The organism is Hassallia byssoidea VB512170 (assembly GCF_000817785.2).
Taxonomy (GTDB): Bacteria; Cyanobacteriota; Cyanobacteriia; order Cyanobacteriales; family Nostocaceae; genus Hassallia; species Hassallia carrinoi.
In genome coordinates this window covers 1-20,822 of record NZ_JTCM02000069.1, presented here as the reverse complement: position 1 = coordinate 20,822, position 20,822 = coordinate 1, and the positions used below count along the sequence as shown (strand labels likewise).

Annotated in this window: 18 protein-coding genes and 1 pseudogene; 13 read left to right on the top strand and 6 right to left on the bottom strand. The window is 42.6% G+C overall.

Going from position 1 to position 20,822, the window contains the following annotated elements; all coding sequences use genetic code 11:
- The first annotated feature begins 102 nt into the window (after positions 1-102).
- On the top strand, positions 103-789 hold the full coding sequence (locus PI95_RS23545) for an HAD family hydrolase (protein ID WP_039754470.1): 687 nt from the start codon (positions 103-105) through the stop codon (positions 787-789).
- A 123-nt stretch (positions 790-912) separates the two neighbouring features.
- Here PI95_RS23545 and PI95_RS23540 read toward each other — a convergent pair whose 3' ends face one another.
- Positions 913-1,539, bottom strand: a complete 627-nt coding sequence (locus PI95_RS23540) for a CPP1-like family protein (RefSeq protein ID WP_039754472.1) — start codon at positions 1,537-1,539, stop codon at positions 913-915.
- Positions 1,540-2,229: 690 nt separating this feature from the next.
- Between PI95_RS23540 and PI95_RS23535 the strand changes: the two genes are divergently transcribed.
- A complete protein-coding gene (locus tag PI95_RS23535; protein ID WP_039754473.1) occupies positions 2,230-2,946 on the top strand; it encodes a response regulator transcription factor in 717 nt (238 codons plus the stop codon).
- Between the two features lie 527 nt (positions 2,947-3,473).
- Here PI95_RS23535 and PI95_RS23530 read toward each other — a convergent pair.
- Positions 3,474-3,671, bottom strand: a complete 198-nt coding sequence (locus PI95_RS23530; RefSeq protein ID WP_039754474.1) for a DUF2811 domain-containing protein — start codon at positions 3,669-3,671, stop codon at positions 3,474-3,476.
- A 510-nt stretch (positions 3,672-4,181) separates the two neighbouring features.
- On the opposite strand from PI95_RS23530, the gene PI95_RS23525 reads away from it, so the two are divergent.
- Together PI95_RS23525 and PI95_RS23520 are read left to right on the top strand one after the other, a co-directional pair.
- On the top strand, positions 4,182-5,462 hold the full coding sequence (locus PI95_RS23525) for an MDR family MFS transporter (protein WP_039754475.1): 1,281 nt from the start codon (positions 4,182-4,184) through the stop codon (positions 5,460-5,462).
- 464 nt (positions 5,463-5,926) lie between these two features.
- The gene (locus PI95_RS23520) at positions 5,927-7,849 is read left to right on the top strand and encodes an iron uptake porin (protein WP_039754476.1); all 1,923 of its coding nucleotides are present in this window, start codon (positions 5,927-5,929) and stop codon (positions 7,847-7,849) included.
- A 53-nt stretch (positions 7,850-7,902) separates the two neighbouring features.
- Here PI95_RS23520 and hisE read toward each other — a convergent pair.
- A pseudogene (gene hisE, locus PI95_RS23515) lies at positions 7,903-8,055 on the bottom strand (phosphoribosyl-ATP diphosphatase); the annotation flags it as partial.
- 340 nt (positions 8,056-8,395) lie between these two features.
- Between hisE and PI95_RS23510 the strand changes: the two are divergent.
- The 7 genes from PI95_RS23510 (at position 8,396) to PI95_RS23480 (ending at position 15,579) form a co-directional block, all read left to right on the top strand.
- Positions 8,396-9,667 carry a glycosyltransferase gene (locus PI95_RS23510; RefSeq protein ID WP_039754478.1) on the top strand — a complete coding sequence of 424 codons (1,272 nt, stop codon included), beginning with the start codon at positions 8,396-8,398 and terminating at the stop codon, positions 9,665-9,667.
- A 93-nt stretch (positions 9,668-9,760) separates the two neighbouring features.
- Entirely contained in the window at positions 9,761-10,792 is a 1,032-nt protein-coding gene (locus PI95_RS23505; RefSeq protein ID WP_039754479.1) for a methyltransferase, read from the top strand.
- 136 nt (positions 10,793-10,928) lie between these two features.
- Complete coding sequence (locus tag PI95_RS23500; RefSeq protein ID WP_163519127.1) at positions 10,929-11,258, top strand: hypothetical protein; 330 nt, start codon at positions 10,929-10,931, stop codon at positions 11,256-11,258.
- 17 nt (positions 11,259-11,275) lie between these two features.
- The gene (locus tag PI95_RS23495) at positions 11,276-11,812 is read left to right on the top strand and encodes a 3-methyl-L-tyrosine peroxygenase-related protein (RefSeq protein WP_039754481.1); all 537 of its coding nucleotides are present in this window, start codon (positions 11,276-11,278) and stop codon (positions 11,810-11,812) included.
- A 76-nt stretch (positions 11,813-11,888) separates the two neighbouring features.
- Positions 11,889-13,316, top strand: a complete 1,428-nt coding sequence (locus tag PI95_RS23490) for an aminotransferase class V-fold PLP-dependent enzyme (RefSeq protein WP_039754482.1) — start codon at positions 11,889-11,891, stop codon at positions 13,314-13,316.
- Between the two features lie 15 nt (positions 13,317-13,331).
- Positions 13,332-14,783 carry a radical SAM protein gene (locus PI95_RS23485; RefSeq protein ID WP_039754484.1) on the top strand — a complete coding sequence of 484 codons (1,452 nt, stop codon included), beginning with the start codon at positions 13,332-13,334 and terminating at the stop codon, positions 14,781-14,783.
- Between the two features lie 49 nt (positions 14,784-14,832).
- Positions 14,833-15,579 (top strand): PIG-L deacetylase family protein, encoded by a 747-nt coding sequence (locus PI95_RS23480; protein ID WP_163519126.1) that lies wholly within the window; start codon positions 14,833-14,835, stop codon positions 15,577-15,579.
- Positions 15,580-15,977: 398 nt separating this feature from the next.
- Here PI95_RS23480 and PI95_RS23475 read toward each other — a convergent pair whose 3' ends face one another.
- The 3 genes from PI95_RS23475 to PI95_RS23465 form a co-directional block, all read right to left on the bottom strand.
- On the bottom strand, positions 15,978-17,417 hold the full coding sequence (locus tag PI95_RS23475; protein WP_052325890.1) for an MATE family efflux transporter: 1,440 nt from the start codon (positions 17,415-17,417) through the stop codon (positions 15,978-15,980).
- Between the two features lie 750 nt (positions 17,418-18,167).
- A complete protein-coding gene (hisIE, locus tag PI95_RS23470) occupies positions 18,168-18,806 on the bottom strand; it encodes a bifunctional phosphoribosyl-AMP cyclohydrolase/phosphoribosyl-ATP diphosphatase HisIE (RefSeq protein ID WP_039754487.1) in 639 nt (212 codons plus the stop codon).
- A 103-nt stretch (positions 18,807-18,909) separates the two neighbouring features.
- Positions 18,910-19,098, bottom strand: a complete 189-nt coding sequence (locus tag PI95_RS23465; protein WP_039754488.1) for a ChaB family protein — start codon at positions 19,096-19,098, stop codon at positions 18,910-18,912.
- Between the two features lie 105 nt (positions 19,099-19,203).
- Between PI95_RS23465 and hemL the strand changes: the two genes are divergently transcribed.
- On the top strand, positions 19,204-20,502 hold the full coding sequence (gene hemL, locus PI95_RS23460) for a glutamate-1-semialdehyde 2,1-aminomutase (protein WP_039754489.1): 1,299 nt from the start codon (positions 19,204-19,206) through the stop codon (positions 20,500-20,502).
- An 8-nt stretch (positions 20,503-20,510) separates the two neighbouring features.
- On the top strand, positions 20,511-20,822 hold a 312-nt coding region (locus PI95_RS23455; protein ID WP_163519125.1), incomplete at its 3' end, for a hypothetical protein.

Here is a 20,822-nt window from a genome sequence, read left to right as displayed (position 1 = left end):
TTCGGGCTAAGATTAGTAATTCAAAATTCACGCATCAAATATTTCAATTGAAAAGACAATACGATTTAAGTTAGTCTGTAAATAAAAGTTACATTTCCCTAAATGTTAAGACTAATTACAGACTTTGATGGTCCGATTATTGATGTTTCCCAACGGTATTACCGCGTTTATCAATTTTGTCTGGAGAAGACACACCGCCCAAACCAAGCAGTACAAAAACTTTCAAAAGCGGAATTTTGGCAATTGAAGCGATCGCGCGTTCCGGAAAAACAAATTGCCTTAAATTCCGGTTTGGACGAAGTACAGGCACAAGAATTTGCTCAGTTGCGGCGGCAAACCGTGCATACAGAGCCTTACTTTGATTATGATACCCTCGCGCCGGGAGCGGTGGAAGCACTGTTAAAAATTCAATCAGCTGGGATCGATTTGGCGGTGATGACAATGCGCCGATTTAAAGAACTTGACTATGCCTTTAAAAAACACGATTTAGGCAGGTTTTTCCCGGAAAATCGTTGTTATTGCCTAACCAACGACTACGTTAAAACCCGCGACATTGATGATAAACCTTTACTGATGGAACGGGCAATAGCAGAACTACCAACCGCTGCTGATACTTGGATGGTGGGGGATACAGAAGCCGACATCACCGCCGCTAAAAATCACGGTGTCAAGGTGATGGCTGTAGAGTGTGGCATCCGCGATCGCTCCCAATTGGCACAATACAACCCTGACTTAATTGTCAAGGATTTGAGCGCGGCTGTGGATTTTGTTTTAGCATCCGGCAATTGAATAAATTGGTCAGCCCTGTATTGGAATAACTTTGAAGGCAAGTGCGGATCTCGGTTGTCCGGCTGACCAATTCCACCCTTTGCACAACCCCAAAGAGCGATCGGCATCAAACAGCAAGCACGCTTAACGCAGAAAGCTGCTAATCAACCACAACAATATAAACGTCAGCACAGTAGAAAACTGATTTGCCGTCATACTGATAAATGTCATTTGCGGCACAAGCAACCCAGCAACTAGTCCCCCAGTAATTAAACCTACTATTAAGCCGAGCAGAGTCAACAAAACTGCTCGACCAAACTTGCCTTCTTTGCGATTGAGAAAGTAAATACCTATACCAACACCTAGCACCAATGCCAATTGTAAAACCTGATCGCCCCCGGCTTGGTAAAACACACTAATAGCACTCAAACCCAAATACCAAGCTCCAGGTAACAACACATCTCTCGGCGTTGGTTTATCAATGATTCGTTGCAGCCAAGCGTTTGAAAGTTCGCTCTTGGTGGGACTTTCTTTCGCAGGTGCTTGGACGAGGCGTTCAGGAAACCGAATGCGTTCTGGTACTTTGATTTTACCTTCTTGGCGCATCCGCAAGCGATCCATTAAAATCGCATCGTAAGCCACGTTAATCATTTCTAGACGCTTTGTATCGCCACTGTATTGCTCCAACAGGCGATTGCGAGCGTCTTGAATTTCATCGAAGCTAGCATCTTCAGATACCCCAAGTTTTTCGTAGGGATTTTGATCGCTCATGGGAGTTTATTACGTATAGCCTTAGTTGGCAGCAGCCTTTTTTTGAAGGAAAAACGGTTCGTGTGGTTTTATCTCGGTCGATTAGGCGATCGCTCGATTGTTGCCCTACCTGGATAGTAGCACTCAAGAGCGATATTATCGACTTGGGAAATTTAACTATAGTAACTTTAACATATTATTATAACTCAGTGTATCCCCTCATGTCGTTGCCCAGTTCTAGCTCTAATCTGGAGTTTAAGCGAAAAATACCTAAAAGGCATCCTTGATGAAAAAATTAACTTTTTGTTTTGTGATAAAGCATCTCACCGTACCTTGACATTTTAAATAAAAAGTCAAGCCAATGGCTTGTGGCATTGAGCTGCATATCGATTTAAAATTGAAGCGTTTTAAAAACAAGCGCAACCTTTAATCACCAAAGTGTCCCATTAGCACCTAAATCGTGCAGAATGCGGGTCACCGAAGCTTACTGGACACAAATAACTTGACAATTTCAACATCTGCACTTCGGTGCAACACTGGCAGTCTCTGTGAATATTCGCGTTCTAATTGTCCAGAATCCTGATTACACTATTACTTGGGCGATCGGGAAATTAATACCTTAAACTTGTAGATTGTTATTACTCCCGTGAAACCGTGCTTTGACGCGGCGACCTTTATTAATCCTATGATTTTTTGTGCAAAGTGATGGTCATGGCTCCTGCCAAAGTTCTTGTAGTTGATGACGACCCTGCGGTTCGTAATTTAATTCAACGCTTTCTGATTAAGCAGAGCTATCAGGTAGAGGCTGCCGAAGACGGTAAGACTGCCATAGCTTTATTTGAGCAATTTAACCCAGATTTGGTGATTCTAGATGTGAATTTACCTGATGTAATTGGGTTTAACCTCTGCCAAGAGATGCAAAGCCGTAACGGTGTTTTTGTTCTGATGCTGACTAGCCGTGCAGACGAAGCCGACAAGATTCGCGGCTTTGCTAAAGGTGCTGATGACTATCTCACCAAACCATTTGGTCTGGGAGAACTAGAAGTCAGAGTAGCAGCAATTTTGCGGCGTCAGCGGGTTGTTACCACAGCAGAACAAAAACGCCTGGTATTTGAAAAACTGATGATCGATCCAGTACGCCGAGAGGTAACACTTAACACCCAACCAGTACTTTTAACTGCTCTAGAATTTGACTTGTTGCATTTCTTAGCCAGCCATCCCGGTCGAGTTTGGCGACGAGCCGAACTCATCCAAGAGGTATGGGACTATGAATATGTCGGCGATCAGCGCGTTGTGGATGTGCATATCGGTCAAATTCGCAAGAAGATTGAAGCCGATGCTAGTCAGCCAGCACTAATCCAGACTGTACGTGGCGTAGGATATAAATTTGAATGTCCTACTCAACCGCAGTCTGATAGCAAGTCCTGAATCAAGAGTCTTGAGTTTTTTGACTCTTGACTTTTGATGCTAAAAAGCGTGAATTTCTTTGGTATCAACAGCGTTCATTCACACAGCTTTCGCCCAAAGATACGCTATTGATGTATTTACCACACAACTTGCTTTACTTCAATTTTTGCAAATCTTGATTTCTTTTTTTAAATGGGGTGCGTCTAGCTTTTACAAGTGTTAACTGCGATCGCGCGTAGATTTAGTTTCAATTGGAGCAATTGTCAGGGAAATTTGACAAGCTTTCGCCTGCTAGATGCCATCGCACTTTGTATAAATAACTTCAATTTTCTGTATTTGAAATTTCGGGAAAATTGAGAGTTTTATATATAATAAATATTTTTCTTTGTTTGAGGTAGGGTCGTCAGTGGCAATGGGGCGCGTTAACCGCAGTAAAAGCGCCCAAGGTAAGCGATCGCCATCTGACTATACTCTAACTAAAAAAGCCCGCTTAACAGCACCAAGAGCATGTGGAGGTGTTGTATCTTATGCTTGCACCGCACTTATACTTAGCAATTGTGAAATAAAGTTTCCAGATATACGCGAGCCGCACGGCGATCGCTATCTCCATTTTGCAGCAAAAACAATGACAGCGCCGCCGTTAATACTCGATTTTGATCCCAATCTGGATGTGATTCTAAGTAAGTTTTGAGGGATTCGTGCAGCGTTTCCGGAATTTCTGTAAATATGCTAACCGTTGCGTTCATTTCTATTTTCCCCTATCAGGTTAATCAATTTTGTACACGTTGCTTGCTGTTACCAGTTTTTGAACAACACACTCAATTCCCCAGGCAACAACTGGGTAATTTTACACAGCTGCACTGCCGATTACAAAAGCAAGCCGAATCATTGTGCGCCAAGAGGGGGTAGGTTTGTCAATGCTGCGAAATGTTACAAATCAGTTGCTCACAACTAAACATTTACAGAATAATCAGGCTTGGAAGCACTTTTTTGTTACATATGTTCATACAAACTCAGTCCTTGAAGTCAAGTATCCCTAACAATAAAAAATTAAGCGATCGCCATCAATCGCCGATGAAACCGTAAAGCGGTTGTGGAAAACCTGTATAATGGCTGTGGAAAGTCTGTGGAATCAGTGAGGAAAATCAGCGTGAATGATAAGAATTACAAAAAATACAATTAGCCCCTTTGACAGATTAAAAATTAAAAATTATTTTTTAAATTTATAATTAACAAAACTTTAGCTAGAGCGATCGTTGAAATTTCCGCCCAAGTTCCAGTTCGCATCGTGGTTTCCGCCGATTCATCCCAAAGTTTGGATTTTGGCAGTTGGTAGGCTTTTGTTAGAAATGGGCACAGGCTTTACCCTGTTTTATGCCCCGATATTTTTCGTCAACAAAGTCGGTTTATCTACAACCGCTGTCGGTTTAGCCTTAGGTAGCGCATCGATTTCTGGTGTCGCAGGCAGAATTTTGGGTGGTATTGGTGTTGATTCTCCCTCCTGGGGACGCAGACGCACGTTATTGTTTTCAGCAGCAATTTCGGCAATTGGTTCTCTAGTTTTAGCTGCAAGCCACAATTTTGCTACTTTGGTGATTGGTAACTTAATTACAGGCTTGGGTTTGGGTTTATACTGGCCCGCAAATGAAGCCGTTGTCGCCGACTTGACACCATCTGAAAATCGCCGTGAAGCTTATGCGATTACGCGGTTGGCAGATAATCTCGGTTTGGGGATGGGAATTGTCTTGGGTGGCGTTTTGGTGACAACTACTGGCAGTTATCGATCGCTATTTATTATTGATGCAATTTCTTTTATTGTCTTTTTTGCAGTTGTTTATCTGGCGATCGCGGAAACTCGTCCACCAGATATGAGACAATCGCAGAAGACACAACATATCGCGTCTTGGATGGCAGCATTAAGCGATCGCCCTTTTTTGGTCTACATTGTCCTGAATATCATCTTCACCACCTACCTTTCCCAACTGCACAGCACCATTCCCATCTACTTTAAAAACTTTGTGTCGGTAGGGTCGGCAAAAGGATTTTCAGAAACTACTATTAGTGCGCTTTTCGCGCTGCATTTAGCGATCGCTATTCTCTCACAGATACCCGTTGCCCGTGTTTTAAAATCCTTCTCTCACACAGTAGCGTTTACCTTTTCTTGCTTGCTATGGGCAGTTGGTTTCAGCTTCATCTGGGCTTGTGGCATTACGACATCCGGTAATCTATTTTGGGCAGCTTTAGCATTGGCAATATTTGCCGTTGCTATAACCGCATTCACCCCCTCAGCCTCTTCATTAGTCACCGACTTAGCCCCCGAATCTCAACGTGGGGTTTATTTCGCCATCAATTCTCTGTGTTGGGCTATTGGCTATTTTATCGGTCCTCCCTTGGGGGGTTGGGCATTAGATCAACCGCGAATTGTTACCCATAGCTTTTGGTTAGGATTTTCCTTTAGTGTTGTCATCACCCTTGCCATTTTGCAGTACCTCAATCGAATTTTGCCTACTCACACAAAAGTAGGAAATCAAGAGTAGGACATTCACTTTCGCCGCGTTGAAAAGTTAGAGATACTCAAGACAAGGGGCGAGGCGTGCTGATATTATCATTTTATAATGCCATTTTAACTTGTTTTACCAAAAGTTTTCATACTACCCCATTAGTAAAATACTATTTATTTCGCTCGATAGCAAGAAACAAGTAAAATTTCCAATTATAACTCAATATTGAATAATTCCAACATCGCCAACCATAGGTTGAACACGAGTCGAGTATATAACAATCATAAAAATTATCAATGATTGTTTGTGTCAATTGTTGGCAAAAATAGTATTTACTATTATTAATGGTTGCAGTGGTAACTATAGAGTGTAAGTAAATTTAATTAAAAATTTTTTATACATTCAATTAAGTGTACCTTTACAGTTTCAATGGATGCCTTGAAGCTTAATTAACCATTGATTCCAAATTTTGCTTTTCAATCATGATGTGAGGAGTTGCCATGAAAGTAAATCTGCTAGCTTATGCTGGGGGAGTAAGTTTTCTATACTTAATCGCTGGAATCTTACCTGTGCAAGCGATGCCGACTTTTGAAGAAACAGCATCTGACACCCAGGCTATAAACTATTCTGAAAACATAGTAGTTTCCAACAATAATATCTTTGATGAAACAAGTATCTCCATTAATGATAAAATCGAATCAGTACCTGTATTAAATCAAAAGCAGTCAAGTACAGATTTAGCAGTAGCAGCTTCTACTTTTTTTCCGCAAACAGTCTTAAAAAATTCCAATTCTCCTTCAGACTCATCACGCTTAATAGCAGCAGCGGAAATACAGGAACAGGAACAGGTAACATCTGTATCGCAACTGTCTGATGTGAAGCCTACAGATTGGGCTTTTGGTGCATTGCAATCTTTAGTAGAGCGCTACGGTTGTATTGCTGGGTATCCAAATGGCACTTATCGGGGCAATCGTGCGATGACTCGTTATGAATTTGCCGCTGGTTTAAATGCGTGTTTGGATCGAGTTAACGAACTAATTGCCACCGCAACCGCCGATTTGGTAAAAAAAGAAGATTTAGTCACCTTGCAAAGACTGCAAGAGGAATTTTCCGCTGAATTAGCGACATTGCGAGGTCGAGTAGACGCATTAGAAGCTCGCACGGCTGTACTGGAGGCGAATCAGTTTTCTACAACTACTAAACTCAATGGTGAAGCAATTATATCAGCTATTGGTGCCACAGGAGGCGCTCCTAATCGAAACGATCCGAATATCGTCCTCGTAAATCGAGTGCGGTTGAATCTCAACACCAGTTTTACAGGCAAAGACTTACTAATTACTGGGTTGCAATCTTACAATTTCTTAGGCGGTGTAGATGGTCGTGGTAGCATTCAAGAAAGTTTGGGATTAGCTTCACCCCTACTCACTGCTAGCAGCGCTCGTACAAGCTTTGAACCTCAATTTCCTGGACTAGACGTCAAAACCTTATCACCCGTCAGCGCCAACAGTGTTGAGCTTTACAAACTACTTTACATCTTTCCCGTCGCCGATAAATTAACTTTGTTTGCCGGCACTGCTGCGGAAGTATCCGATGCTTTTCCTACTATCACTCCATTTTATGGTGAAGGACAAGAATCAATTTCTCGCTTTGCCGGCTTAAATCCTGTAGTGCGCGTTTCTGGGGGTACATCAGGTACTGGTTTAGCATCAGCCGCAGGCTTTATTTTCAGCCTTTCAAAGCAACTCGATTTAAGAGCATTGTATGGCAGTGTAAACGCAAACCTTCCCAGTTCATCTCCCGATATACTTCCAGGAGTTTCTAACACACCATTGGGTGCCGGCGTATTTGGCGGTAGTAGCGTTGTTGCCGCACAATTAACATTTAGACCAACCAGTTCGATAGATATTGGTCTGAACTATGCCAATAGTTATCACGAAATAAACATCTTAGGTACAGGATTAGTTAGCAGTGATATTGGTTCTTTAGCTGGAGTTCCCCTAGGAATACCCGTCAAAGTCAACTCCGTTGGTGGTACAGCCACCTGGAGATTTTCTCCCAAAGTCGCATTATCTGGCTATGGTGCAGCGCTATTTGTTGAAGATTCCTCCGGTAGAGTTGATGCTTCCACCACCTTCACCAGTTGGATGGTAGGACTTCACTTCAACGATCTTTTCAGTAAAGGCAACAACGCCGGTCTTATCTTTGGTCAACCGCTTTACCGTACCGACGCTAGTGGAGACGCTCAAGTTACACCTGCTGGTGCAAATAGAGCAGTTCCCTACCATTTAGAAGCATACTACCGCTTGCGCCTAACTGACAATATCAGCATTACCCCTGGTGCCTTTGTCCTGTTCAATCCCGAAAGCGACAGCCGCAACGACACAACAACCGTAGGCGTACTCCGCACCACCTTCACCTTCTAAAATCTCCCCTCTCCCCCTCCTCCTCCGCGTTCTCCGCGCCTCTGCGGTTCGTTTCACTTCCTTCTCTCCTGCAACTGACGAAAAACCGCCTTCAAATCAACATGATGATGAGCCAAAGCGACCAAAGTATGATATAGCAAATCTGCAACCTCACCAGCGATCGCATCTGGTTCATCATCCTTACACGCCATCACCACCTCATATGATTAAAATCTTGAATTTGGCACTTTGCGATAACTTTCAAGGTTGACTTTTCACTCCAACCAAAAGGGTGTGCTTTCGTATTCCACTCAGAAATAAAAGCTTGTAACTATTGAGTACATCTTGTTGCTCACTAGTCATTTCTACTTGGATACTTGAGCTAGGTTTTTGCATCTCTTATTTTTATGCCACCCAACAAAAATATCTTCCTCTATTTCCGACCCTTTTTTGCGGTGACGTGTATTTAGTGATATTTTTATAATGTTAAAAATAATCAGGCAATTTAGTACAGCAAGATACAGAACACATTTTTTAAGTTTTATTTACCAAATATCTAGAAAATTTATGGCGCACATTGGTCTAATTTGCCCAGCAATGACTGGGCATCTTAATACTATGCTACCCTTGGGGCGAGAACTACAAATACGAGGTCATCAGGTCACTCTATTCGGGTTACTTGATAATCAACGCAGTACATTAGCAGCCGGATTGAACTTCCAAGCGATTGGCGAATCTGAGTTTCCTGCTGGCGCAATGACGCAATTGGAAGCTGAACAAGGTAAATTAGTTGGGTCTGCCGCCTTGCAGTACTGTATCAGTTGGCTGCGAAAGTTGGCAATTACGTTTTTAGAGGAAACTCCACAAGCACTGAAACAAGCAGGTGTAGATGCGCTGTTAGTAGATCAAGTTTCACCAGAGGGAGGAACTATTGCAGAATACCTCAACATTCCCTTCGCAACTGTATGTAGTGGTTTAATTTTGAATCGAGACAAAAGTGTTCCTCCCTATGGAACCCTTTGGAGCTATAGCCCTAACTGGTGGGCACCGATGCGTAACCGAGTGGCTCACATCTACTATGATTTCCTTGAGAGATCTATTTGGGAGGCAATATTTAAGTACCGTAGAAAGTGGAATTTACCATTTTACTCTAGCTACGACGACTACTTCTCGCCACTCGTCCAGTTGAGCCAACAGCCCGCTGAATTTGAATTCCCTAGAACTACTTTACCTAAATGGTTTCACTTCACTGGTCCTTACCATAACTCATCTGGGAGAAAATCTGTTTCCTTTCCCTATGAAAAATTAACTGGACAACCCCTGATTTATGCTTCGTTAGGGACTGTGATGGGACACTTAGTAGAGATTTTTAAGACAATTGCTGAGGCTGTTGACGGTTTAGATGCCCAGTTGGTGATTTCTCTTGGTGGGGCAACTAGCTCACAACCCTTACCAGAACTATCTGGTTCACCCCTAGTTGTAGAATATGCACCCCAATTAGAATTGCTGCAAAAAACGGCTCTCACCATTACCCATGCAGGCATGAATACTACTTTGGAATGTTTGAGCCACGGCGTCCCAATGGTGGCAATTCCAATTTGCAACGATCAACCAGGAGTAGCGACACGTATAGCTTGGACAGGATCTGGTGAATTTGTTCCAGTTTCCCAACTGAGTGTTCCCAAGCTGAGAACTGCGATTAAGCGCGTCTTGACAGAGAATTCTTATAAAAAGAATGCAACAAGATTACAACAAGCTATTCGTCAAGCAGGAGGAATAAATCGAGCCGCCGATATTATTGAGCAGATGATATTTACCAAAAAGCCAGTCTTTGCTTAAAGCAACATAGCGCCAGTAAATTTTTAATTGCAGTTGATTTTAGTCAGCTTCAACAAGTATGATGCAAAGTTGTTGTCAAATTAAATACGACTTATGAGTGAATTGTTCAATCCGGCAACTAAATCACCAATGATGGCTTTTGTCGAAATAGCAAGTGGATACTGGATTGCCCAAGCGCTAAATGTAGCAGCTAAATTGGGTGTTGCTGACTTGCTAATTGAGGGAGCCAAAAGTGTGGATGAGTTGGCACACAAGACTGAAAGCCACACACGTTCCCTTTATCGATTGCTGCGTACACTCTCTAGTGTCGGTGTTTTTAACGAAGTTGAACCGCGTAAATTTGCCCAGACACCAATTAGTGAATATCTCCGCAGTGATAATCCTTACTCTTTACGTTACCAGACAATCATGCATTGTGACGACTGGCATTGGCGTTCCTGGGGAGAAATGTACAGCAGTATCAAGGATGGTAAACCAGGCATTTATCACGCTTATCAAGATCATAGTTATTACGAATATTTCCAGAAAAATCCTGAGGCTGGAGATATTTTCAATAAAGCTATGATTAACGTTTGCAGAAACTTCCACACACCATTCATCGAATCTTATGATTTTTCCAGTGCCACCAAGATTGTAGACATCGCTGGTGGTGAAGGAACGCTCATTTCTGCAATTTTACAAGCTAACCCCCACTTAAAGGGCATCCTCTTCGATCAACCCCACGTCCTTTCTGAAGCAAAAAAATTCTTGGCTAAAGAAGGTGTAGGCGATCGCTGCGAAACAGTAAGTGGAGATATGTTCAAATCGATACCTGTAGGTGGTGATATTTACACTTTATCCTATATTTTGATTGACTGGGATGATGATAAAGTTACTACCATCATTAAAAATATCCGCGATGCCATAGCAGATAATGGTAAATTACTCGTTATTGATACAGTGCTGACATCAGCCAACGAATATCAGTGGGGTAAGTGGTTGGATTTAGAGTTGTTAAGCTTCGGATATGGAGGAGCGAGAACTGAAGCAGAATTTAGCGAACTATTTGAAAAAGCTGGTTTTCAATTAGCTCGTCATCTACAAATAGGAACTCCCGTCAGTGTGATGGAATTGTCTGCTATATGAGGTAAACACTTGTATAATGATCCCAGAAAAAACCCTTTTTTTACTTAGACCAGATCACTTATTCATTTGTTCGCAGAACGATAACTCTGACAAGGATAAGCTATGCAAGTCTCTCAATTTATTTCTTGAAGCTATATTGGAAAAATCTCATGAATCTGCTCTAAATACACTCAACGAGGCAATCAAAATACTTGAACCAGTGCAAGTGGTGAGACATAAAGAACTTATTTCCACTAACGCTTTACTGGAACCTTGGGAAATTGAAGATTTCGATAATTTTTTCAATATAGAACATGTGGAAACTCAAGAGCGTGCTGCTTGTCTTGTTTCGAGTGTCCTAATTGCCTATAAGACTTGGATTGAATTGATTGTACACAGTTCGTCGGCAATAACAGCACAAGAATTAGAAACTCAAAAACAGGGTTTCAAAAGCTGTGTGAGGTTATTAATGAGGATGTTTAACTGAGAAGAACGAAAAATACAATGAATCATTTTGAGCCATTAGAAATATGGAAAAAATCACATTGGGTATTTACTGTCTACATTCAGTGTCTTATAATTAGCTTGTTTCGTTTTGAAATGAACATCGAAGCTGGTAATTTAGATGATGCAGTGATTGAACTAAAAACTGCAACCGAACTGATTATTGCATCAGCGGCAGCGATGGAGGTAGCAGGCAGCATGACTAAGCAGCAGTATGAAGAACAGATTCGTCCAATGATGATTCCACCTCACGTTAAATCTGATAATTTTAGCGGACTTATGCTCTGGGATCATGCTTATCTTATGAGTCTTTTAAAGAAAATGTCTTTGGTTTTCAAAACACTACCAGCATCCCTACAATCTCAGCAGTCAGAATTTATGTCAGCCTATAAGGTGCTATTTGCTGCTCATAAAGCAATTTGCCAAAAATTTGTTGGAGATGAAGGTAGCTTACGAAACTCCAAATGTATAGCATTGAATACATTGAAAAAATTTGAACAAAACCGCTTGCAACTCATATCTCCAAATCGGGATTAGCAGTTAGGTGTTCCTTTTAAAAAGATAAATATTAAAACCAAGAGAACCGTCGAGAAAGTTCTCAATTTAAGTACAAATGGAAAAAAACCCTGATTACCATATGTCCTCAAAAGAATTTCGTTATTGGGGATATAAAACTATTGATTGGATTGCGGACTATTTGGAGAAAATTGAACAATTACCTGTTCTTTCTCAAGTAGAGCCAGGAGACATTAGAGCCAAGTTACCAGAGACTGCTCCTCAACAAGGAGAGTCTTTTGAGAAGATTTTAAAAGATATAGATGAAATTATCGTACCAGGACTAACTAATTGGCAATCTCCTAACTTCTTTGCTTTCTTTCCCACAGGGATCTCCGCACCGTCAATTTTGGGAGAATTAATCAGTGCAGGAATGGGAGTGCAGGGAATGTTGTGGGCAACTTCTCCTGCCTGTACTGAGTTGGAAACCCACGTTCTAGACTGGTTAGTTGATATGCTAGGGCTTCCTTCTGGGTTTAAATCTTCTACAGCTGGGGGAGGAGTCATCCAAGATTCAGCTAGCAGTGCTGTTTTGGTAGCTCTCTTGGCAGCCAGAGAACAGGCAAAAGCAGATATGAATAAATTGGTTGCATACACTTCCAATCAGGCACACTCCTCAATTGAAAAAGCCGCAAAAATTGCGGGAGTAAACCGTGAAAATTTGCGCTTTATAGAGGTTGATACGAATTATGCTATGCGTTCGGAAGCACTCAAGCAGCGTATTACAGCTGATATTAAATTGGGGCTAATACCCTTTTATATTGCTGCTACGGTAGGAACAACCTCATCTAATGCAGTAGATCCATTAACTGAGATAGGGGCGATCGCGCAAGAACACAACATTTGGTTGCATGTTGACGGAGCAATGAGTGGTACAGCAGCTATATGTCCTGAGTTTCGTTGGATTCATCAAGGACTAGAGCTAGCAGATAGCTATTGCTTTAATCCTCATAAATGGATGATGACTAATTTTGATTGTACTTGCTTTTATGTTCGAGATCGAGCAAAACTAATTCAGGCACTATCTATTATGCCGGAATACCTGAAAAATCAAGCTAGTGCATCGGGTAAAGTAATTGACTACCGAGATTGGCAAATTTCCTTAGGACGTAGATTTAGAAGTTTAAAACTCTGGTTTGTGATTCGGCACTATGGTATAGAAGGATTACAACATTACATTCGCAAGCATATTGCCATAGCACAAGAATTTACCGAATGGGTAAATTCTCATCCCAGCTTTGAGTTAGTTGTAAATCCTCCGTTTAACTTGGTGTGCTTTCGTCACAGGGGCAGTGATGAAATTAACCAGGCAATACTCAATTGTCTCAATTCTTCAGGAAAACTCTATCTCACTTCTACTAAGCTTGACCAAAAACTAACTTTACGAATGTCAATTGGGCAAGCCACAACCGAGAAAATTCACGTACAGCAAGCTTGGCAATTAATTTGTCAAACAGCCGATGCAATGGAAAATCAGTTTCAATAAAGAGCTAAGATATATATGCTTAACATTATTTGTCCAATATCTGCTTCTGATACTTCCCCCAGTCGAATTATTGTAAACACCACAGATTTAGTGCAGGAATTGTCTTTTTTTACCTCAGAGTACAATCAAAACAAAATTTTCCAAACTAAATCGTGTCCTAGCTGTACAGGTAAAGCCATCACATTACTGGTTGGGCAAGTCTTTTCTAAAGAAAGGTTAATTTTATTAGATAGTCCAATTACCTACTGTTTAGACGAACAGTGCTTGTATCTATCCAAAGATGATTTAACTGTTGCTCAAGAGCGCTGCCGTCATCTTAGCTCAGACGATTGGATGCTGTTGCCACAGCAGGTTAACTTGGATAAGTCAACAACTAGTTCCATTGGAATTGTCGAGATGATGGTTAGCGATCGCATCCGCCAGACTCTGCAATCCCACAATGGACAATTGTTCTACTCCCCCAAGCTCAATGCTTTGTCTAGCAGTTCCACTATTGACTCTTTACCCTCTCATCTATTGCCGGATGGCGTGGCGTTTCATACCAACGAACTGCCCTCTGTTATGAGATTGAAGTTTGAACCAACGACAAGATGTAACTTTAAATGTGAATTTTGTTATGGACGTTATCTTGTTCAAGGCGATCTTACATTTGAAGATTTCGTAGCAATTCTCGAACGCCTCCCCTTTGTTAAAGCACTTGAACTCACTGGCGAGGGGGAACCATTGCTCAACAGCCACCTTTACGAGATGTTGCAGATTGCTAGCGATCGCGGATTGTGGACTCATATCACAACCAACGCCTCGTTACTTACTGAAGATAGATGCCGCAAGTTGTTATCCACAGGATTAGATTCTCTTGGCATTTCAATGGAGTCTTTTGTTCCCGAGCAATTCGAGAAAATCCGGATTGGTAGCAAATACGATAAAGTTATCCAGGGGATTCGCACCATTGCTCAGGTGAGAGAAGAACGTAACAAACCGCTACGACTAGAATTGTGGGTAACTTTGCTCAAAGAAACGCTTTCTCAAGTTGATGACATTGTGGAATTTGCTAACTCTGTTGGAATCGACTCTGTGCAATTCCAGTCACTCAATACAATGGACGCTTACTCACGTTTTTATCCGTCAGAATTACAGCAAAACATTTTATCTCTGTCAGATATGAAGCAGATTGTTGATGATTCAGCAACCTTGCCTGCTTTGCAAACAGCGCTGACAGATATCATCTCTTGGTATCAAGGCAAGCGCTGCGACATCTTCATGCAATCAATTATGGTAAATTGGCAGGGAATGGTTACGCCATGCTGTTTTCTTAAAACACCTGATTTTCCCGCATTTGGTAATATCAATCTGGATACTTTCGAGTCAATCTGGAATAGAGAAGACTACCGTTTCTTCAGGTTTGCTTTGCAACATGGTGTAGTTTTAAATAACTGTCATGGTTGCCCCAGTGTTGCGGCTGCCTAATCTCGAAACATCCTATAGTTACAAACAAGAAACTATAAAGTTTAAGAAAATGGATCTGCTCCTTTCCCCCCATGCAGACGATATTGCCTTTTCTGTTGGAGGTGCATTACTACAGGGATACATGAGCAAGGCAACTTTAGTCACCGTATTTGAGCATAGCTCATACGTTCCCTACGCCGAGCCTGCTGTTTCTGTGGAGCAGGCTAGTGCAATTCGCTATGCTGAGGATCTTGCCTATGCTGACAAACTTGGTTTGAGGCATATGGGATTAGGCTTGAAAGATACCACTCAAAGAGGATACCTAGATTTAGAAGAGATATTCACGGTGACAGACTACCGCAAAGATCCAAGCGCAGTGCAGATTATCCAGACGATCCAGTCATTCTTAGATCAACAAACAGAAATGACGCGTTTGTGGGTTCCTCTAGCCATTGGCAATCATATCGATCATCTACTAGTCTTAAACTCCGTATTGACTTGGAAAGCCGATCCAAAACCGGAACTGATTTTTTATGAGGACATCCCCTATGCAGGTTGTGAGACTTTGCAAAATATTCAAACCCAGGTGCATCAAAGTATCGGCTCTCTTGAAGTAGAAATGATCGACTTGGGCGATCGCTTGGAAGAAAAACTCACAAACCTAAAAATCTATGCTTCCCAAGTGAGCCAAGAAGACATAGATTTAGCCAAACTGCACGCCCAACGCATCGTACTTGGTTTAGCGGTGGAACGGGTGTGGCGTAAGCTCTTACCAAAAAGCAAGTTGAAAGCCCCGTCCATTTATGGCTGGGGATGAAAACGATTGGTGCTTTTAAGCACCGTTAATATGTTATAACCCTTGGAAGTGGAAAGGGTATTCAACCACTTTAAAAACCCAGTAGTCGAAAGACTAACGCACCTTGAAAACTAAGTTATGGGTTCCTTAGAGGAAGGCTTCTAAGGGTAAAAAACTTAAGCACCAAGTACAGAGAAACCAAGTTTTGAGTTTCTTAAAGTACGGCGGGGCACGCCGAAACTTGCTTCTGCAAAAAAGTAAAAAGCTTGAGGACAGAACCACCTCTGGTACTAACTGAGTACAGCTTTAGCATTTGCTATCTTTGGTAGGGATGTTTGGTTTAAGTATTGCCGAAAGGACAGATAGTATTAAGTGGACTGGATGATCCAAGAATCCCCGCCATTAATGGCTGGGGAGTGTCAAATATCTAGTTTACTAGTTAACGTTGAGGGGGAGATGGTTGATTGTTCATCTTCACTGGAAGTAATCCCAGAAATCAAAATATAAAAACGTAACATTAAGGCTACTGCTGCGACTATTAACCCCAGTGCTAAACTCCACCACAAAGCTATACTTCCCCAACCTAATTTTACTCCTACGAGGTAGCCGCCACCAAAGCCAAGACCCCAGTAAGAACATATATTAATTAACATTGGCTTCTGGGTATCTTTTAGTCCCAGTAAAGCACCAGCAGTTATGACTTGAATGCTATAAAACATTTGAACTATTGCCGCTACGCTGAGAAAAGAAATTGCCATTTTCACGCTCTCGGCATTATTTGGATTGTTAATGTCCAAAAACAAGGCTACAATCCGCTCAGGAAACAGCCAGAAAATTAATGCCACGATGATTATGAAGGGAGTAATCAGGGCAATCCCGACAGATACTGCTCTGCTTGCACCCGTAGGATTGTTTTGCCCCATCATCTGCCCTACTCTCATCATAGTGGCATAGGAAATGCCTACTGGCACCATCTGGACAAAATGTACAGTTTCCACAGCAACTTCATGAGCCGCTAACATCGTTGTCCCGAAATATCCCATTAGTAAAGCAATGGCACTAAAAACTCCAATTTCCGCTCCATATTGCACGGCAAGAGACGATCCAGCTCGCAAAATATCGACAAGGATAGTCCGATCAAATTGAAACAGAGCGCCAAATAACTTGTAATCTCTAAACTTGGGATGGAACCCAAGCCATGCTAGTGTGGCGATAAAATTGAACCAGAAAACCAGGGCGCTTGCCCAGCCGATCCCGGCTAAACCAAGGGCAGGGAAACCAAACTTACCGAACATCAGCACATAGTTGCCAATTCCATTTAAGAGTAATCCAACCGCCATAATTACCGTAATAAATTGGGGGCGATTGAGTGCAGCGCTAACTTCTTTTAAAACCCAAAAGCCTATAGCAGCCGGAAAACCCCAAACAATTGCCCTTAAATAGCTTTTAGCCAATACCACGTTGCTCGCATCTTGACCTAATAGCGGTAAAATAGAATCAAAGTTCCAAATTAGAAGCATTACAGGTAAGGACATTACAGCCGCTAGCCACAATCCCTTAGTAGTGGCAGTTCTAACTATGTCTATTTTACCTGCACCGAAGGCATTCGCTGCGATCGCACCTACTGCTGAGAGAGTACAACCACAAACTATAGAGATGGTAGAAAAGGTAATTGCACCCAAAGCCCCTGCTGCCAAAGCTTGAGGTCCGAGTAAACCCATCATTACTGCATCTAAGAAGGTAATACCTGCTTCCAATATTTGTGCAATTACTAAAGGAATTGCCAATTCTAAGCTGGCTCGAATTTCTGATAAAAATTCCGACTTAAATTCTTGAGAAGTTATTTCGATTCTAGACATTAAATATATACTTAGATAGTTTACACAGAAGATAGACGCATTGATAAATTCATATAAATTACCAACTCTTACCCTGGGGTTGTGACTCAATACTCACACTTACTATTTGAGTATAGCTAAAATGGCATAATTCTAAAAACTTTCCTATCCTAACTTTTTTTTCCGGGCTATTTCATTCTAAAAAGTTGCTTAAGTGCGTCTAGTCCAAAAGAACAGAATCGTTGAGCTTGCGCCATGTTATCAAACATTTGGTCTCGATATAAATTAAGAGCAAAATTACGAGCAATGGCAAAAATCTGAGGTAAAGGGGTAGTGCGGATTCTAGAACTATCTTCTTTTTGTGTCACCGCAAACATAATGGACTTTGTTCTCATATTATGTCCGGTCAAATACTTATCATGGTTGTCCGCAGCGAAAGCTGGGGGAAAGAGAGTTTCACGATTGTTGCACAGATGTTCAAAATAATAACTAATCCAACGGACTTGATATGAACACCCCTCTTCACCTCTTCCTCCTTTGTCCTCCTTTGTCCTCCTTTGTCCTCTGCGGTAGCCTGCGGCAAGCCCTTCGGCTTGGTGCAGTCGCTCATGGGGGGTTCCAAAAAATCAGACAAAACGGAGACGGTTCCTTCATCCGGGATTGTCGTGGGGTGCCCTTGGATCTATTAAACAAGGCTGTCCCGTTTTGTCCAGTTTTAGTGTAGGGGTAACGAACATGACCGCGCTGCTTCACCGCTTGCGCGTTTACCTTTTACTTCCTTCTCTCCTGCAACTGACGATAAACCGCCTTCAAATCAACATGATGATGAGCCAAAGCGACCAAAGTATGATATAGCAAATCTGCAACTTCACCAGCGATCGCATCTGGTTCATCATCCTTACAAGCCATCACCACCTCAGCAGATTCCTCGCCAATCTTTTTCAAAATCTTATTATCACCGCCAGCAAACAACTTACAAGTATAAGAATCTTCACTTGGATTATCGCGGCGATCGCATATCACTTGAAACAATTGCGACAACGTATCCGCTGGCGGTGCAGTAATTGTCCCATCTACTTGATGAAAACAACTGCGTTCTCCCGTATGGCAGGCAATATCTCCTAACTGCTCAACCCCAATTAATAGAGCATCACTATCACAGTCATAACGGATACTTCGTATTTTTTGCAGATGTCCCGAAGTCGCTCCCTTGTGCCACAAATTTTCACGCGATCGACTCCAAAACCAAGTTTCCCCAGTTTCTAAAGTTTTCTGCAACGACTCTTGATTCATCCATGCCATCATCAAAACAGTACCATCCAGATAATCCTGGACAATCGCAGGTACTAGACCCCTGTCATCGTAGCGAATTTTCTCAACAGGGACTGAATGGGAATCAATCGAAAACATACCAGCTGCTGCAAGTAAATGCAAAAATAATTTACTGATTTACGATACCATTATGGATGAAGCAGCTGGCGCAATTTTTTAAATTAAACTCTGTTATTTCATCTTAAACAAGAACATTCCTGTTCATCGCCGATTGCATTCTTACAGCACTTAAAGCTACTTTATGAGCCTTTGTTGCTTCGCCATACCAATGAATAGCCGAGTTGAAAGCTGCCCGGTAAAGATCCTGGTATGGCTCAGATAATCGAGAGCGAATATCTGAAGGCAAGTCTTGATTCGATTTATATAACATATCGTTATTTTCTTGGTTCAGGTAATTTACTAATATAGAGGTTCTAGGCAGTTATTACGCCTATCCTAAGATAGAGCTTTTTGTTTCCAGTGTTAGGAGAAAACTTTGGTAAATACCACGATTAAAACTACAAAATCACAAGAAATCTTCGCGGCTGCTCAAAATTTAATGCCAGGAGGGGTGAGTTCTCCAGTCCGCGCTTTTAAATCCGTGGGTGGACAACCAATTGTGTTCGATCGCGTTAAAGGCGCGTACATTTGGGATGTCGATGGCAACCAATACATCGACTATGTAGGCACTTGGGGACCAGCGATTTGCGGTCACGCTCATCCAGAAGTGATTGCCGCACTGCATGAAGCCTTAGAAAAAGGCACAAGCTTTGGTGCGCCCTCAGTGCTAGAAAATGTACTGGCAGAGATGGTCATTGCTGCCGTTCCCAGCATTGAAATGGTAAGATTTGTTAACTCCGGCACAGAAGCTTGTATGGCAGTGCTGCGGTTGATGCGGGCTTTTACTGGACGCGACAAAATCATCAAGTTTGAAGGCTGCTACCACGGTCATGCTGACATGTTCTTGGTGAAAGCAGGTTCAGGTGTTGCTACACTCGGCTTACCCGACTCTCCAGGAGTGCCGAAATCGACAACTGCCAACACTCTCAACGCGCCTTACAATGACTTAGAAGCCGTCAAAGCTTTGTTTGAAGAGAACCGCGACGAAATTGCTGGTGTCATTCTTGAGCCAGTCGTCGGCAATGCTGGATTTATTACTCCCGATGCAGGCTTCTTGGAAGGCTTACGAGAGCTTACCCACGAGCATAAGGCATTATTGGTATTTGACGAAGTAATGACGGGCTTCCGTATCGCCTACGGTGGCGCTCAAGAGAAGTTTGGTATCACCCCCGATTTGACCACTTTGGGCAAAATCATCGGTGGTGGTTTGCCAGTTGGAGCTTACGGAGGTCGCCAGGATATCATGTCAATGGTTGCTCCCGCAGGTCCGATGTATCAAGCCGGGACGCTTTCTGGTAATCCTTTGGCGATGACTGCCGGCATTAAGACGCTGGAATTGCTGCAAAAGCCGGGTACTTACGAGTATCTTGACCAAATTACCAACAAGCTAGCTTCGTCTTTGCTGCAAATTGCTACTGAAACTGGTCACGCGGCTTGCGGTGGACAAATTAGCGGCATGTTCGGCTTATTCTTTACCAGAGGACCAGTCCATAACTACGAGGATGCGAAAAAGTCGGATACAGCCAAGTTTGGACGCTTCCATCGTGGCATGTTAGAGCGGGGTGTTTACTTAGCACCGTCTCAGTTTGAGGCTGGGTTTACCTCGTTTGCTCACACCGAAGAAGATATTGAGCGGACTTTGACAGCCGCACGCGATGTGATGTCTAGTTTGTAAGTTAGGGAATGGGGAATGGGGAATTGGTCCGGCAGTGCGTTGCGGAGGAACACGACCGTTGTAGCACCTGCCGTCATTGGGCATTGGGCATGGGGAATGGGGAATGGGTAAATTCTTCCTTGTCCACGCCAGATGCTTCAACGCGGGAAACCCGCGCAACGCACTGGCTCCCCTTGTCCACGGACACGTTCCTCACTCCTCCACCCCCGCACGGAAGTGTCCTCCCCTTGTCCACGCCAGATGCTTCAACGCGGGAAACCCGACGGCAGTCGCTCATGGGGGTAACGAACATGACCGCGCTGCCTCCGCAACGCACTGGC

What these genes read in the sequence shown, in the direction of transcription:
- PI95_RS23545 (WP_039754470.1), top strand. Translation starts at nt 103, where the DNA reads ATGTTAAGACTAATTACAGACTTTGATGGTCCGATTATTGATGTTTCC.
- PI95_RS23485 (WP_039754484.1), top strand. Translation starts at nt 13,332, where the DNA reads ATGCTTAACATTATTTGTCCAATATCTGCTTCTGATACTTCCCCCAGT.
- PI95_RS23540 (WP_039754472.1), bottom strand. Translation starts at nt 1,539, where the DNA reads ATGAGCGATCAAAATCCCTACGAAAAACTTGGGGTATCTGAAGATGCT.
- PI95_RS23475 (WP_052325890.1), bottom strand. Translation starts at nt 17,417, where the DNA reads ATGTCTAGAATCGAAATAACTTCTCAAGAATTTAAGTCGGAATTTTTA.
- PI95_RS23530 (WP_039754474.1), bottom strand. Translation starts at nt 3,671, where the DNA reads ATGAACGCAACGGTTAGCATATTTACAGAAATTCCGGAAACGCTGCAC.
- PI95_RS23495 (WP_039754481.1), top strand. Translation starts at nt 11,276, where the DNA reads ATGAATCATTTTGAGCCATTAGAAATATGGAAAAAATCACATTGGGTA.
- PI95_RS23490 (WP_039754482.1), top strand. Translation starts at nt 11,889, where the DNA reads ATGGAAAAAAACCCTGATTACCATATGTCCTCAAAAGAATTTCGTTAT.
- hisIE (WP_039754487.1), bottom strand. Translation starts at nt 18,806, where the DNA reads ATGTTTTCGATTGATTCCCATTCAGTCCCTGTTGAGAAAATTCGCTAC.
- PI95_RS23510 (WP_039754478.1), top strand. Translation starts at nt 8,396, where the DNA reads ATGGCGCACATTGGTCTAATTTGCCCAGCAATGACTGGGCATCTTAAT.
- PI95_RS23480 (WP_163519126.1), top strand. Translation starts at nt 14,833, where the DNA reads ATGGATCTGCTCCTTTCCCCCCATGCAGACGATATTGCCTTTTCTGTT.
- PI95_RS23505 (WP_039754479.1), top strand. Translation starts at nt 9,761, where the DNA reads ATGAGTGAATTGTTCAATCCGGCAACTAAATCACCAATGATGGCTTTT.
- PI95_RS23520 (WP_039754476.1), top strand. Translation starts at nt 5,927, where the DNA reads ATGAAAGTAAATCTGCTAGCTTATGCTGGGGGAGTAAGTTTTCTATAC.
- PI95_RS23535 (WP_039754473.1), top strand. Translation starts at nt 2,230, where the DNA reads ATGGCTCCTGCCAAAGTTCTTGTAGTTGATGACGACCCTGCGGTTCGT.
- PI95_RS23465 (WP_039754488.1), bottom strand. Translation starts at nt 19,098, where the DNA reads ATGTTATATAAATCGAATCAAGACTTGCCTTCAGATATTCGCTCTCGA.